Genomic DNA, 15,039 nt, shown 5'->3' with positions numbered 1-15,039 from the left:
GGCCGGGCGGAACTTGAGCGCGCCGTGCGGGCGGCCTGGAGCGGGGAGGCAAGGCCGCGCTGTTCGAGCGGGACGGTTACGGACAGCCGGTGGCTGTCCGTTCCGCGAGTTCGCGGACGCCCCGTTTCAGGCCGACCGTGCGGGAAGTCCCGGAACGGGACCGCAGCGAGGTGGAGCCCGGTCCACACCAGCCCCCTGCGCCGGCAGAAATAAATAGGAACGACCAACACGAATAAAAAATAAGAAATAGAAAAGTAACCAGCAAGCCTCCAGCAGAACCAAACAAAGAAGCCGCAAAATCAACGCCAGCATCCCGGTAACTAATTGACTTCACATGCTATTTCAATAGCATCAAGTTGACTTACCCCACCCCTTCACGCTAGAATCCTACGCTTGGCATTCGGCCAAAGCTTTTAATTAGGAACTCCCACATGTACGCGGTCATAAAAACCGGCGGCAAACAGTATCGTGTTGCTGCAGGTCAAAAACTAAAGATAGAACAGATACCGGCAGACATTGGGCAAGAAATCTCGCTAGACCAGGTACTCTCGGTCGGCGAAGGCGAACAATTACAAATTGGTACGCCCTTCGTCACCGGTGCCATCGTCACGGCAACCGTTCTTGCACAAGGCCGCCACGACAAGGTAAAGATTTTCAAGATGCGCCGTCGCAAGCACTACCAAAAGCGTCAAGGCCATCGTCAAAATTACACCGAACTCCAAATCGTCGCCATCACGGCTTAACGATAGACTCAACGGTTTTGTATAGCAGGAGCTAAACATGGCACAGAAAAAAGGCGGCGGCTCAACGCGTAACGGTCGCGACTCAGAATCGAAACGACTAGGTGTAAAAACCTACGGCGGCCAGCTTATCTCGGCTGGTTCGATCATCATTCGTCAGCGCGGCACACAATTCCACCCCGGCACCAACGTCGGTATTGGCAAAGACCATACCTTGTTCTCGCTGGTCGACGGCACCGTTAAATTCGCCATCAAGGGCGCACTTAACAAACGTACCGTTTCGGTAATTGCAGCCGAGTAGTTTTCCGGCAAGCATACTCTGCAAGAGCCCTGCCATAAGGCGGGGCTTTTTGTTTTAGAATAACCTGGCGAGCCTTGCTTGCCAGTGTCCATCCGACACGCCCATTTATTGCTATTTTAGAGTTACCCCAAAAATGAAATTCGTAGACGAAGCAACCATCGAAGTCATCGCCGGCAAGGGCGGCAATGGCGCCGCGAGCTTTCGCCGCGAAAAATTCATACCCAGGGGCGGCCCCGATGGCGGCGATGGCGGGCGTGGCGGCAGCGTGTATGCCATCGCCGACAGAAACATCAACACCCTTATCGACTACCGCTACGCCCGGCTGCATCGCGGAAAGAACGGTGAAAACGGTCGGGGGTCCGACCAATACGGTGCCGCCGCTCCCGACATCATTCTGCGTATGCCGGTAGGTACGACGATCATCGATGCCGAAACCGGTGAACAGCTTTTCGACCTGGATCACCACAACGAACAGGTCACGCTTGCCGCAGGCGGCAATGGGGGCCTGGGCAACCTGCACTTCAAATCCAGCACCAATCGAGCACCCAAGCAATTCACTCCTGGCCAGGAAGGCCAGCAGCGAAAGCTGAAACTCGAGCTCAAGGTCCTGGCCGATGTCGGTCTGCTCGGCATGCCCAACGCCGGCAAATCAACACTGATCAGCAAGGTATCGAATGCGCGTCCCAAAATCGCCGACTACCCGTTCACGACGCTGCATCCGAACCTTGGCGTCGTACGCACTTCGCCGTCGCGCAGTTTTGTCATTGCCGATATCCCCGGCCTTATCGAAGGCGCTTCCGAAGGCGCCGGGCTGGGCCATTTGTTCCTGCGCCATCTGTCGCGCACCCGCGTGCTATTGCATCTGGTGGATGTCTCCTCGCCGGATCCTGACACCGACGGCATCGAGCAAGCGGCGAAAGATGCCCGCGCCATTGTCGAAGAACTCCGTCTCTACGACACTGCACTCTACGAGAAGCCACGCTGGCTGGTACTCAACAAGCTTGACATGATTGATAACCCCGAAGAGGCGCAACAGCGCATCTGCAAGGCGCTCGACTGGACCGGACCTGTCTTCAGCGTCTCCGCACTCACCGGCGACGGTACGCAACAACTGATATGGCGCTTGCAGGACTGGCTCGACGCAGACAAGCAAAAGACCTACCTTGAACAAGACAAAGCCGACGGAAGCTATGTGGCCGAAGATCCTCGCTTCGATGAAACTCGCAGCGACGCGATAAATCCCGATAACACCTGATCATTGCGTTTTCTTTCATGGCAGCTTCCTCCAACACGCCGTCCGCGATTGCGCAGGCCAAACGCCTGGTGGTCAAAGTAGGATCTTCGCTGGTCACCAACGAAGGCAAAGGCATTGACGCCCAGGCGGTTGCACATTGGGCTCGGCAAATAGCGGCTTTGCATGCGCAGGGCAAGCAAATCGTCCTGGTATCCAGCGGCGCCATTGCCGAGGGCATGGCGCGGTTGGGCTGGCCCCGACGCCCCAACGCCATGCACGAGCTGCAGGCGGCCGCGGCAGTGGGACAAATGGGCCTTATCCAGGCCTATGAAGTGGCTTTCGCCCAGCATGGCATACGCACGGCCCAGATCCTGCTTACCCATGAAGACCTGGCCGATCGCCGGCGTTATCTGAATGCCCGCAGCACACTCTATACATTGCTGGCGCTGGGTGTAGTGCCCATAGTCAATGAAAACGACACGGTGGTCACTGACGAGATTCGACTTGGGGACAACGACACACTGGGCGCCCTTGTCACTAACCTGATCGAAGCGGAGGCACTTATCATCCTGACTGATCAATCAGGGTTGTATAGTGCCGACCCACGCAAAGACCCCACTGCCCAATTCATCTCGATCGGCACAGCGGGCGACCCGGCTCTTGAAGCCATGGCCGGGGGTTCAGGCAGCAGTATTGGCACAGGGGGGATGCTGACCAAAGTGCTTGCCGCGAAACGCGCTGCCAACAGCGGTGGTCATACCGTTATCGCTTCCGGCCGCGAAACCGATGTCCTGCTTCGACTATCCGATGGCGAGCAGATAGGAACCGAATTGCGAGCACTGTTGCCGGTTCGCTCTGCCCGTCAACGCTGGCTGGCCAACCATTTACGACTGCGCGGCCGCATCACACTGGATAGCGGCGCCGTCCAGGCCGTGACTCGCGACCACAAAAGCCTCCTTGCCATTGGTGTGAGCGCCGTCGAGGGTGACTTCGAGCGCGGAGACGTCGTGGCGTGCGTGGACCAGCATGGTGTGGAATGCGGACGCGGCCTGATCAATTATTCGTCGGCGGACACTCGTCGCATTATGCGTCAACCCAGCGCCCGCATTGCGGATATTCTGGGCAGCATGTCCGACGCCGAACTTATGCACCGCGATAACATGGTCTTTGTACGCGGCGCCCTTCCGGGCAAAAGCCTGCTCACCGGCAAGACTACTTCTGAGCCGCAATAAACAGCGTCTCCTTGACCTCCTCCATGACCACCAGGCTTTTGGTCTGCGTAACGCCGGGCAGCCGCAAGAGAATATCCCCCAGCAAACTACGATATTGGCTGATTTCTCTGATTCGTGCCTTCACCAGATAGTCGAAATCGCCCGATACCAGATGGCATTCCTGGATTTGGGGAATACAAAGAATCTCGCGCCGGAAGTCGTCGAAACTGCGATCCGATTTGCTTGACATGGATATCTCCACGAATACCAGTAGACCGGCATCCAGCGCTGCAGGGGCGACCCGCGCGTAATAGCCGGTGATGACGCCATCCCGCTCCAACCGTCTGACACGCTCTATACAGGGCGTGACGGTAAGGCCCACTTGTTCGGCGAGTTCCGTCATCGACATGCGACCGTCGCGCTGTAGCAAGTCGAGGATATTCCGATCTAGTTTATCCAGTGTATAGACAGGATTTCGCTGTATGCGCACTCCGTTTCCTCCAGTGTTGCACGGCAAATAACATCCAAATCTCCAGCCATATGACTGGACCAGCAATTATTGCTGAAAATCCGCTTACGTGGCTGTCTGACAATATAAATCGCCAAAAACTTGGATTCTTCAAAAGAAAACACTGGGCAACCTCCCGTACCATCATAAAAAGTTAACTTGGATGGCATTTTGAAATGAAAGTTGTAGTATTGGGCGCGGGCGTAATAGGAGTCACTACGGCCTATTATCTTGCCAGGCAAGGCCACACGGTGCACGTGTACGATCGGCAAGCTGACTCGGCGCTTGAAACGAGTTTTGCCAATGCTGGTCAAATCTCATACGGCTATTCCTCGCCATGGGCCGCTCCGGGTATCCCGATAAAGGCCGTAAAGTGGATGTTCGCCCAGCATCCGCCGTTGTCCATCCGTCCCGACGGCACCCTCTTCCAGCTGCAGTGGATGTATCGCATGTGGCGCAATTGCACCGCCAGCCGTTACGGAGTCAATAAAGAACGGCTCGTCAGGCTGTCAAGCTATAGCGGAGCATGCCTCCAGGAATTGCGGGATGCCATCGGCATCCAATACGAAGGTCGCCAGCGGGGTACGTTGCAGGTTTTTCGCACACAGCAGCAACTCGATGCGGTGGCGCAGGATATTGCGGTATTGAAAGAGGCTGGCATGGACTACCAGCTGCTAGGCCGGGACGACTTGACTACCGCCGAGCCAGGATTGACACAGAGCAAGGGAAAACTTATGGGCGGCTTGCGCCTGCCGGGAGATGAAACTGGCGATTGCCATATCTTCACGACACGCTTGACCGAAGAAGCGAAGAAGCTTGGCGTCGAATTCCACTATGGCGTCACTGTGCAGCAATTGCACCTCACCGCAGGTCAGGTGTCCGGCATACAGTGCGATAACCGGCTGGTCAGCGCGGATGCCTATGTGGTCGCACTTGGGTCTTATTCAGGTGGACTGCTCAAAAAAATAGAACCGGTGCCCGTCTATCCCATGAAGGGATATTCGATCACCGTTCCTATTGCCGATGAACGCCGCGCGCCAGTATCGACCTTGCTCGACGAGACCTACAAGACAGCCATTACTCGCTTCGATAATCGCATAAGGGTTGGCGGCATGGCCGAGATTGCAGGTTTTGACCTGAGCCTGAATCCGGCCCGGCAGAAAACACTTGAAATGGTGGTTGACGACCTGTTTCCTGGCGCCCGGGCCCATGGTGAGGTATCGTTCTGGACCGGCCTGCGGCCCAAGACCCCGGACAGCACGCCTATCGTGGGCGGCACGCGCTATGCCAACCTGTTCCTGAACACCGGACACGGTACGCTGGGGTGGACAATGGCCTGCGGTAGCGGGCAATTGCTGGCCGATATCATGTCGGGCAAACCTACCGACATACGAAGCGACGACCTGTCGATACATCGATATGGCAAGTAATGCCCTGGCTCACGACCGATCATGCACGAGGCTCGTGAGCATATAGCCCCATCGGTGCACAGACTTGAAAGGCGCTTCGCAACCCTGCGCACGTAATTTACGTCGCAGGCGACTGACCAGCAAGGTCAGGCGTGCATGATGATAGGGGCGCCGACTGCCAGGATAGCTGCAGTTGATGGCGTTCAGAAGGCGCCCGTGACTGACCCGCAAGCCTGGCGCCGCAACAAGCGTGGACAGCAACGCGCGTTCGCCCGTCGTAAGGCGAATACGTTGTTGCTGCGGGCCGATAAGCACCCATCCCCGTTCGACCAATGCCCAGTATTCTGGGGCTTCCGGCATGCCTGACACCTGCGCAGCAGGGAAGACAGATAGCCCAGCGGCCGCCGCGCGCGCTAGCAGGGGATGCAGCGTCGCCATAAGCAGAGCCGCCGAAGCGCTGTAGCGACAGTAGTTGTCTGCACCACTACGCAACGCGTGCGTGAGCAAACCTTCCTTGCCTGACGTGACCAGCGCAAGTATGCCCACGGCCGGGAACAAGCCACGCAGGCGCCTTGCCGCACCACAATTATCGACAAACGAACTGGCCAGCATGATGGCCCATGGCGTATTGAACTGCCCCAGATATTGGGCGGCCGACTGGCAAAGCGCCTGCAGGTCGGTGCAGACGTTGACGGTATAGCCATGGCTTTGAAGTTGACTGACATGATGCTGCAGAACCTTGGCCGGCCGCGCATTCAGAACCAATACTGTGGGAGCTGGAATCATATGAGAGCCTGTAGTGTTGTGGCTGGACAGTCCAGCAAAGGCTGGTTCAAATTTAGCGCGCGGTATCACATTTGTAATCGGCATTATTACCAACGTGATTGGATTAAATCGTTCAATCACATTCGTGAACCTGTTTGCTGATCGTCTTCGATATATCCGTGCTGAACGTGGCATGAGCCAGGCGGCTCTGGCCCGCGCTTGCGGGCTTTCGCAAAGCGCAATCGCCAACTACGAGAACGGAAGCCGCAAAGCGGCGAAAGATATTTTCGGACTGGCGGAAGCGCTGGACGTAAGTCCCGTGTGGCTGGCCCTGGGGGATGGTCCGATCGAGGCCCTTCCCAAGGTCATGTCTCCGGTTTACCGCGTCACGGACGCGGCTCCCGGCCACATACTGGCTCCCTGGCCATTCCCTGACACCCCACCCGACGTTTACTGGTCGCTTTCGGACAGGGAACGCGCAGTCGTCCAGACCACGCTCAGCAGCCTTATCAGATCATTGAAAGAAAAACGGCCAAGACCGTAACGCTCCAAAAAACACTTATACTTGCTCCCACGCAGGGGTACTCGTTGTTTCCAACGGGTTGAGAAAAACCCTTCGTACCAGTACGGATAATGCCGATGCTGGGAGCGTGCTCGTCGATATTCACCTATCAACGGTCATCCCCTGTCGGCTCCACTATTTATACTTTTGGAGCAAGTCTTGAATACCCATCCCCACTTTTCTGTCAACGATGCCAGCGTCGACTCTGCCGCGATCGTTCCCCTCCCACAATCCCGCAAGGTGTACCAGTCCGGATCAAGGCCCGATATTCGTGTGCCCTTTCGTGAGATCACGCAAAGCGACACAGCCACCATGTTCGGTGGCGAATGCAACCCGCCCCTGACTGTCTACGATACCAGCGGCCCCTACACGGACCCGATGGTTCAGATCGATTTGCGCAAGGGCCTTGCCCCCGTGCGCAGCGCCTGGATTGCAGAGCGCGACGACACCGAACAGCTCGACGGTCCAAGCAGCCGGTTTGGCAGAGACCGCTTGCAGGACACCCGGCTTGCCGGCATGCGCTTTGAAACGCAGCGCCACCCACGACGCGCAAAATCCGGCCTGAATGTTTCCCAGATGCACTACGCCCGCCGCGGCATCATCACGCCGGAAATGGAGTTTGTCGCAATCCGCGAGAACCTGCAGCGTGAGGCCTATATTGATATGTTGCGTGCCAGCGGTCCCCAGGGGGAGCAACTTGTGCAGCGCATGCTGCGCCAGCATCCCGGCCAGTCTTTCGGCGCCTCCATTCCTGCCACCATGAGTCCGGAATTCGTGCGCAGCGAAATTGCAAGAGGCAGGGCGATCCTGCCTGCCAACATCAACCACCCCGAAAGCGAACCCATGGTGATCGGGCGCAACTTTCTTGTGAAAATAAATGCCAATATCGGCAACTCGGCATTGGGTTCGAACATCGGCGAAGAAGTTGAGAAAATGACGTGGGCGATAAGATGGGGCGGCGACACGGTCATGGACTTGTCGACAGGCAAGAATATCCACGAGACGCGTGAATGGATCCTACGCAACTCGCCGGTTCCGATAGGGACGGTACCCATTTATCAGGCTCTGGAAAAAGTGGATGGCAAGGCCGAAGAATTGACCTGGGAAATTTTCCGCGACACGCTGATCGAACAAGCTGAACAAGGCGTCGACTATTTCACTATTCACGCTGGTGTGCGCTTGCCATTCATACCGATGACCGCCGACCGCATGACTGGCATCGTATCGCGCGGAGGCTCCATCCTGGCAAAATGGTGTCTCGCGCATCATAAGGAAAGCTTTGTGTACGAGCACTTCGACGATATCTGCGACATCGTGAAATCGTACGACGTAAGCCTTTCGCTGGGAGACGGCCTGCGTCCGGGATCCGGCTACGATGCCAACGATGCGGCACAGTTCGCAGAGTTGAAAACGCTGGGCGAACTGACCCAGGCGGCCTGGAAACAGGATGTGCAAGTAATGGTGGAGGGTCCCGGCCATGTGCCCATGCATCTCATCAAGGAGAACATGGACCTTCAACTGGAGCACTGTCACGAAGCTCCCTTCTACACGCTCGGGCCGCTTACGACCGACATAGCGCCTGGCTATGATCACATTACTTCAGGCATAGGCGCCGCCCTTATCGGCTGGTACGGGACGGCGATGCTGTGCTATGTGACGCCCAAGGAACATCTGGGGCTGCCCGACAAAAAAGACGTGAAGGACGGGATAATCACATACAAGATTGCGGCGCATGCCGCTGACCTGGCAAAAGGCCATCCGGGCGCCGCCATACGCGATAACGCCCTATCCAAGGCCAGGTTCGAGTTCCGATGGGATGATCAATTCAGCCTGGGTCTGGATCCTGATACGGCCAAGAATTTCCATGATGCCACATTGCCGAAAGACTCCATGAAAGTTGCGCATTTCTGCTCGATGTGCGGTCCGCATTTCTGCAGCATGAAGATCACTCAGGATGTCCGCGACTATGCACGTGACAAAGGCCTGGATGACAAGTCTGCGCTGAGTGCAGGCATGCAAGAAAAAGCGAAGGAGTTCAAGGAAAAAGGCGCCAGCATCTACCAGAAGATCTGACGCACGGGGCACGCGTAGCGCAATGTTCGCGCGCCCCGGATTTTCGTTACTTTTGAATCGCGTACAGGAACAATTCGACACGGCGGTTCATGGCGCGCCCGTCAGCTGTGCTGTTATCAGCCACTGGGCTGCTGGATCCGCGCCCTTCCGCTGTGACGAAATTGGTCGGCACGCCCTGCTGCGTTAGGTAATTTGCGACGGCACGAGCACGGTTGACCGAAAGCGTCTGGTTAGTGGCATCCGAACCCGTGCTATCGGTGTAGCCTATGGACTTGGCCCGCAATTCAGGATGCTGCACCAGGGCACGCGACACACTGTCGAGTACCGGCAATAATGCGGGCTTCAGTGTGTACTTGCCAGTATCGAACGATACGTTGCTGGGAATGTTCACGCGCAAGGTGCCGTCAGGCATTTCCGTCACATCGACTCCCAGGCTGCTTGCGCCGGATTTCTCGACATCGTTCTTTACGCCGGCCCAGTTATACCCGGCAATACCGCCGGCCACTGCGCCAATGCCTGCCCCAATTGCGGCGGATTTGCTGCTATCGCCGATCAAGGCACCCAGGCCCGCCCCAACGGCCGCGCCCGCACCGGCTCCCATGGCAGTCTTGCCGCCCTTTCCCATCCCTTCCATGTTGGCACAACCGGCCATCAAGGCAACGACACCGATGCATGACGCAATTCGACTAGCACGTAAAGATACTTTCATGTAATTCTCCTTTTCCCCGATACGCAGCGTAAATCACTGCTGGCCCTAATCCTAGCAAGCGCCGCCAGGTATAAGTGTTACATTTTGATTCGGTGCGCTTGATTTTTAGTTTTATTGATACAACATTTCGTGCGCGCGCCGTGACCGGCAAAAGCAAGTAAAAGGCCAGACCTGTGAAACACGGACCTGGCCTGACGGAATGCGGGTTTTAAACGCTTAGAACAACTTGGCGCCCGACGCCTTGACGATGTCTTTGTATTTGGCCAGGTCGTTCCTGACCAGTTCGGCAAACGCTTCGGGTGTGGTCGGTTTGGCATCGGAACCCATGGTCAGCAGGTTCTGGCGTACCGTTGGGTCCTGCAGCGCCTTGACATATGCAGCGTTAAGCTTGTCCACGATGGGTTTGGGTGTGCCGCCGGTGGCGAAAACGCCAAACCAGGTTCCGAGGTCGAACTTGTCCACGCCGGACTGCTCCATGGTCGGCAAATCGGCAAACACCGAGGAACGTTCCACGGTTGTAACGGCCAGAGCCTTGACTTTGCCATCCTTGATGAGTGACGCGGCCGAAGCCAGGTTATCGAACATGAAATTCACCTGCCCACCCAGCAATGCCAGCTTGGCGGGCGCAGCGCCAGCATAGGGTACATGCACAGTCTTGATACCGGAGCGCACATTAAGCAACTCGCCTGCCAGGTGTCCGGCACTGCCGTTTCCACCCGACGCAAAGTTTAATTGGTCTGGGTTCTTTTTGGCATAGGCCACCAGGTCGGAGACCGAGTTGATGCTGTTGGCCTTGGCGAATTCGCCATTCAGAACCAGCACATTCGGCACCGAGGCGACCAGCGTCACAGCCTCAAAACTCTTGACGGGATCGAACGGCAACTTTTCGTACAGCCATGGATTGATGGCGTTGATGGCGACCGCGCCCATGACCAGGGTATGACCGTCTGGTTTTGCCTTGGCGGCAATACTCGCTCCGATATTACCGCCCGCACCCGGACGATTTTCAACAATCACGGTACCGAGCTCGGGCCTTACTTTTTCAGCCAGCAGACGTGCCATGCTATCGAGTGGACCGCCTGCGGCGTAAGGCACGATGAAGGTGATGGGTTTGGACGGAAATTCTTCGGCAACGGCCGTTGCTGGAACCGCCGAAATAGTAATGCAGGCGACAAGCGCCGCGGCTGTCGCCGGCCATTTTTTCATTGCAGAAAGCATAATTAGTAACACTCTGTTATAAACACTATTGAGACATAACCCTACACCATTATTGCCGACTCTGCGAATCGGGATCGCCGCTCCTGGGCGAAAGGCGGTCAATGCAGGATCTGACTAAGGAAAAGCTGCGTACGTTCGTTTTTCGGGCTATCGAAGAAAGCGTCCGGCGTGTTCTCTTCAATAATCTCGCCCTGATCCATGAAGATTACACGGTCGGCCACTTTGCGTGCGAAGCCCATTTCATGCGTAACGCAAAGCATGGTCATGCCACTTTCCTCGGCCAGTCCCACCATCACGTCCAACACTTCCTTGACCATTTCTGGATCTAAAGCCGACGTGGGTTCATCGAATAGCATGATTTTTGGACTCATGCACAACGAGCGGGCAATGGCCACGCGTTGCTGCTGGCCACCGGAAAGCTGGCCGGGGTATTTGGCGGCCTGGTCAGGAATGCGGACACGCTCAAGGTATTTCATGGCCGTCGCCTCGGCGTCAGCGCGCGACTGCTTCAACACCCATATCGGCCCCAGGGTGAGATTTTCGAGAACGGTGAGATGCGGGAATAGATTGAAGTGCTGGAATACCATGCCGACGTCGCGGCGGATCGCCTCGATCTGCTTCAAGTCATTGGTGAGCTCTACGCCGTCAACGAAAATGTGGCCTTGTTGGTGTTCTTCCAGCCGATTAATGCAACGTATCATGGTGGATTTGCCTGACCCCGAAGGCCCGCAAATGACAATCCGCTCACCCTGGGCAACACTCAGGTTAATGTTGCGCAAAACGTGAAACTGCCCAAACCACTTATTGACATCCTCCAGGCGGATAATGGCCTCAGACATGTCTGTACTCCCTTGTTTGAATCTGCGCCTGCATGTGTGCACACGGCATGTTGGTCAACGCTGATGTCCGGTTTGCAAGTGCTTTTCCAGCGACTGGCTATAACGGGAGATCGAAAAGCAGAACACAAAATAGATGAATGCGATGAATAGATAGGCTTCGGCGCTGAAACCGCGCCAGGCCGCATCGGCTACCGCTGTCTTGGCCGCCTGGGTCAGGTCGAAAATACCGATGATGACGACCAGAGAAGTATCCTTGAACAGCGAGATGAAGATGCCCACCAGGGGCGGTATCACCACTTTAAGCGCTTGCGGCAAGATGATCTTGCGCATTTGCTGCCAGTAGTTCAACCCGATGGAATCGGCGCCTTCGTACTGCCCTTTTGGTATGGCCTGCAGACCGCCGCGCACCGTCTCGGCAATGTAGGCGGCCGCGAATAGAATAATTGCAATCTGTGCCCTGAGCAGTTTGTCGATGCTGAAACCTTCAGGCAAAAACAAAGGCAGCATGACCGACGACATGAATAACAAGCTGATAAGGGGTACGCCCCGTATGAGTTCAATATAGATGACGCACAGCGCCTTGACTGCCGGCATGTTTGAACGCCGGCCCAGCGCAAGCAGCAAGCCCAGGGGAAAAGCGAACGCAATTCCGAAGGTGGCCAGTATGAGCGTGAGCGGCAGTCCGCCCCAACGATCGTTCTCGACGTGGGTCAGGCCAAAGACGCCGCCCCACATCAGGACTGCGACGGCACTTAGCGCAACCGTCCAGAAAAGTAGCAGCGAAGGTCTCCAGAACCACCGCAGGCAGCTGCAGACGATTACGCTGATCAGGATGATGGTGGCAAGCAGCGGACGCCATTGTTCATCGTAGGGATAAACGCCGAAAAGTATCAGGCGATGCTTTTCGACGATGAATGCCCAGCAAGCGCCACCCGATTCCCGGCATTCCTGCGCCGTCGTTGCGTTGAAATTGGCCCGGATGAACAGCCACTCGACCATCGCGGGAACGACCATAAGCAGCAGCCAGGCGACCAGGATAGTCAGCAGCGTGTTCAATGGCGAGGAAAACAGGCTGGCCCGCATCCATCCGATGACGCCCTGATGGCCGGCCGGCGGTGGCAGGCTGGGCGCCGTGGAGGTGTTCAGACTCATCTAACGCTCCACCAGCGCGATGCGCTTGTTGTACCAGTTCATGAAAATCGAGATCGATAGGCTCACGGTCAGGTAGGCCGCCATGATGATCAGGATTCCTTCAATGGCCTGGCCGGTCTGGTTCAGCGTGGTATTCACCACGGACACGATATCGGGATACCCGATAGCCACGGCGAGCGAACTATTCTTGGTGAGGTTCAGATACTGACTTGTCATGGGCGGTACGATGACCCGCAAGGCCTGAGGCAGGATGACCAGACGCAGCATCCGCGCCCGTGACAGCCCCAAAGCGCCGGCGGCTTCCCACTGCCCTTGATTCACCGACTGGATGCCGGAGCGCACGACTTCGGCCACAAAGGCAGACGTATACATCACGAGCCCGGCAAGCAATGCGCTGAATTCGGGAGACAGCGACATGCCTCCCGTGAAGTTGAAGCCTTTCAGTTCAGGCAGCTCAACCGTGAGGGCGCCGCCGCTTAACAACCAGCCGGCCGCTGGCAAAGCGAAAAGCAGCAACACTCCAACACGCACCAGGGGGAAGATTTTACCGGTTGCATCCTGGCGTTTCCTGCCCCAATGCGCAAGCAGCAAAATGCCAATGATCGCCATTCCCAAGCCAGCGGTAATCCAGTCCAGCGCATCGCCTTGCAGCGAAGGCAGCTTGAGTCCACGATTGGAAAGAAACACACCGGGCAATGGATTCAACGCCTCGCGCGGCCCCGGCGTGCTTTCAGTGATGATGGCGTACCAGAAAAAGAGCTGAAGCAACAAGGGAATATTGCGCATCACCTCGATATAGGCGCTCGCGACACGCGACAAGAGCCAGTTTCTGGACAGGCGTGCAATTCCGAGCAGCGTGCCAAACAACGTGGCGGCAATAATCCCGATCACCGAGATTCGCAAGGTGTTGAGCAAACCCACCCAGATTGCGCGACCGTAGGTGTCAGCCGGTGTATAAGCGACGACCGATTCACCAATGGCGAATCCCGCTTCCTGACGCAGGAACCCGAATCCGGTAGATATATTACGGGCGGCCAGATTATGCAGTGTATTGGAGACCAGGTACCAGACCGCGAAACCCACTAGACTCAATATCAGCGCCTGGTAGACGAGAGCCCGGGTCGCGGGATCATTCCATGAGAGGCGCCTTGCCGGCGCCCTGGGCGTGGATGTGTTTTTCGTCATAAAGATAAAATCGTTTGGGGACTCCTGACGCAGGAGTCCCCCTTTGAAGGACAGGCACTGGCGCTGACCCTTCTATGAAAACGGCAAGCCTAGCGCACCGGCCAGCCGTACATCAAACCGCCATCACGCCATTGCGCATTAAGGCCACGCTCGAGCTTCATTGCCGAGCTTTTGCCAAGGTTGCGTTCGAAAGATTCGCCATAGTTGCCTACTTGCTTGATGAGGTTATACGCCCATTTCTGGTCCAGGCCCAGGCCTTTGCCCATTTCCCCTGTCACACCCAGAATGCGCTGGATGTTCGGATTGGGGCTCTTGAGCATTTCGTCGACGTTCGATGACTTGATTCCGTACTCTTCGGCTTCGAGCATGGTATTAAGTGCCCAGCGCACCACCATGAACCAGGGATCGTCGCCCTGGCGAACCATGGGGCCCAGCGGTTCTTTGGAGAAATCTTCCGGCAGGATGACATGGTCGTCTGGTTTGGCGAGAGTTGTGCGCGTCGTGGCCAGGCCCGACTTGTCAGTGGTATAGGCATCGCAGCGGCCTGCTTCGTATGAGCGCATGGCTTCATCAGGATTGTTGATGACAACCGGCTTGAATTCCAGCTTGTTGGATCGGAACCAATCAGCAAGATTCAGCTCGGTTGTAGTGCCGGGCTGGACGCAGATGGCTGCACCGCCGAGCTCTTTGGCACTCTTGATGCCCAGGCTGGTCTTGACCATAATGCCCTGGCTGTCGTAATAGTTCACGCCGGGAGTCATCAGGCCCAGTGTCGTATCACGGGTCATTGTTGCCGTGGTATTGCGCGTCAGTACATCGATTTCACCGGACTGCAAGGCCGTGAAACGTTGTTGAGTGGTTTGTGCCACGGCCTTGTATTTCGTAGCGTCGCCAAACATCATCGCTGCAATGGCCTTGCAAAGATCGACGTCCAGGCCTGTCCATTCGCCCTTGCTGTTTGCGATCGAAAAACCAGGAAGGCCGGTATGCACGCCGCATTGCACAAAGCCTTTGGCTTTCACCGCATCCAGGGTTTCGCCCGCACTTGCTGTGGCGGCGGCAAGGAACAGCGATGCACCCAGCGCGGCGGCTTTAAATAGTTTCATGGATCGTCCTTTCGGTATCTTGAATTG

The 15,039-nt window shown here is 56.6% G+C and carries 15 protein-coding genes and 1 riboswitch; of the genes, 7 read left to right on the top strand and 8 right to left on the bottom strand.

All coding sequences use genetic code 11. The annotated features are described in order from the left end of the window. The first annotated feature begins 431 nt into the window (after positions 1-431). The 4 genes from rplU to proB all read left to right on the top strand — a co-directional run bounded on the left by rplU (position 432) and on the right by proB (position 3,507). Entirely contained in the window at positions 432-743 is a 312-nt protein-coding gene (gene rplU / locus CR155_RS04660; protein ID WP_102068846.1) for a 50S ribosomal protein L21, read from the top strand. Positions 744-780: 37 nt separating this feature from the next. Then, entirely contained in the window at positions 781-1,041 is a 261-nt protein-coding gene (rpmA, locus tag CR155_RS04655; protein WP_102068845.1) for a 50S ribosomal protein L27, read from the top strand. A gap of 133 nt (positions 1,042-1,174) precedes the next feature. Then, complete coding sequence (gene obgE / locus CR155_RS04650; protein WP_102068844.1) at positions 1,175-2,296, top strand: GTPase ObgE; 1,122 nt, start codon at positions 1,175-1,177, stop codon at positions 2,294-2,296. Between the two features lie 17 nt (positions 2,297-2,313). Next, positions 2,314-3,507 (top strand): glutamate 5-kinase, encoded by a 1,194-nt coding sequence (proB, locus tag CR155_RS04645; protein ID WP_102068843.1) that lies wholly within the window; start codon positions 2,314-2,316, stop codon positions 3,505-3,507. Here proB and CR155_RS04640 read toward each other — a convergent pair. Beyond that, entirely contained in the window at positions 3,488-3,976 is a 489-nt protein-coding gene (locus CR155_RS04640; protein ID WP_102068842.1) for an Lrp/AsnC ligand binding domain-containing protein, read from the bottom strand. The two genes, proB and CR155_RS04640, sit on opposite strands and share 20 nt — an antisense overlap. Before the next feature lie 194 nt (positions 3,977-4,170). On the opposite strand from CR155_RS04640, the gene CR155_RS04635 reads away from it, so the two are divergent. Continuing rightward, positions 4,171-5,424: a D-amino acid dehydrogenase gene (locus CR155_RS04635; protein WP_102068841.1), complete on the top strand. Its 1,254-nt coding sequence runs from the start codon at positions 4,171-4,173 to the stop codon at positions 5,422-5,424. Between the two features lie 9 nt (positions 5,425-5,433). Here CR155_RS04635 and CR155_RS04630 read toward each other — a convergent pair whose 3' ends face one another. Continuing rightward, positions 5,434-6,189 (bottom strand): winged helix-turn-helix domain-containing protein, encoded by a 756-nt coding sequence (locus CR155_RS04630; RefSeq protein WP_158238236.1) that lies wholly within the window; start codon positions 6,187-6,189, stop codon positions 5,434-5,436. 13 nt (positions 6,190-6,202) lie between these two features. Here CR155_RS04630 and CR155_RS04625 point away from each other — a divergent pair, with 13 nt between their 5' ends. Both CR155_RS04625 and thiC read left to right on the top strand, forming a co-directional pair. Beyond that, a complete protein-coding gene (locus CR155_RS04625) occupies positions 6,203-6,712 on the top strand; it encodes a helix-turn-helix domain-containing protein (RefSeq protein ID WP_369406168.1) in 510 nt (169 codons plus the stop codon). 23 nt (positions 6,713-6,735) lie between these two features. Continuing rightward, positions 6,736-6,833: riboswitch (TPP riboswitch) on the top strand. 56 nt (positions 6,834-6,889) lie between these two features. Continuing rightward, a complete protein-coding gene (gene thiC, locus CR155_RS04620; protein WP_102068838.1) occupies positions 6,890-8,803 on the top strand; it encodes a phosphomethylpyrimidine synthase ThiC in 1,914 nt (637 codons plus the stop codon). Positions 8,804-8,849: 46 nt separating this feature from the next. Here thiC and CR155_RS04615 read toward each other — a convergent pair whose 3' ends face one another. From CR155_RS04615 to CR155_RS04590, 6 genes are all read right to left on the bottom strand, one after another. After that, on the bottom strand, positions 8,850-9,512 hold the full coding sequence (locus tag CR155_RS04615; protein WP_102068837.1) for a YiaD family glycine zipper/OmpA-like lipoprotein: 663 nt from the start codon (positions 9,510-9,512) through the stop codon (positions 8,850-8,852). A 216-nt stretch (positions 9,513-9,728) separates the two neighbouring features. Then, positions 9,729-10,718: a Bug family tripartite tricarboxylate transporter substrate binding protein gene (locus CR155_RS04610; protein WP_233213909.1), complete on the bottom strand. Its 990-nt coding sequence runs from the start codon at positions 10,716-10,718 to the stop codon at positions 9,729-9,731. A gap of 110 nt (positions 10,719-10,828) precedes the next feature. Next, a complete protein-coding gene (locus CR155_RS04605; protein WP_102068835.1) occupies positions 10,829-11,569 on the bottom strand; it encodes an amino acid ABC transporter ATP-binding protein in 741 nt (246 codons plus the stop codon). 54 nt (positions 11,570-11,623) lie between these two features. After that, complete coding sequence (locus CR155_RS04600; protein WP_102068834.1) at positions 11,624-12,721, bottom strand: amino acid ABC transporter permease; 1,098 nt, start codon at positions 12,719-12,721, stop codon at positions 11,624-11,626. Then, positions 12,722-13,906 carry an amino acid ABC transporter permease gene (locus tag CR155_RS04595; protein WP_102068833.1) on the bottom strand — a complete coding sequence of 395 codons (1,185 nt, stop codon included), beginning with the start codon at positions 13,904-13,906 and terminating at the stop codon, positions 12,722-12,724. Between the two features lie 89 nt (positions 13,907-13,995). Then, on the bottom strand, positions 13,996-15,012 hold the full coding sequence (locus CR155_RS04590; protein WP_102068832.1) for an amino acid ABC transporter substrate-binding protein: 1,017 nt from the start codon (positions 15,010-15,012) through the stop codon (positions 13,996-13,998). Between the last annotated feature and the right edge of the window lie 27 nt (positions 15,013-15,039).

The organism is Pollutimonas nitritireducens (genome assembly GCF_002849615.1).
Lineage (GTDB): Bacteria > Pseudomonadota > Gammaproteobacteria > Burkholderiales > Burkholderiaceae_B > Pollutimonas > Pollutimonas nitritireducens.
The sequence above is the reverse complement of the archived record's forward strand: the minus strand, read 5'-3'. Positions and strand labels throughout refer to the sequence as shown.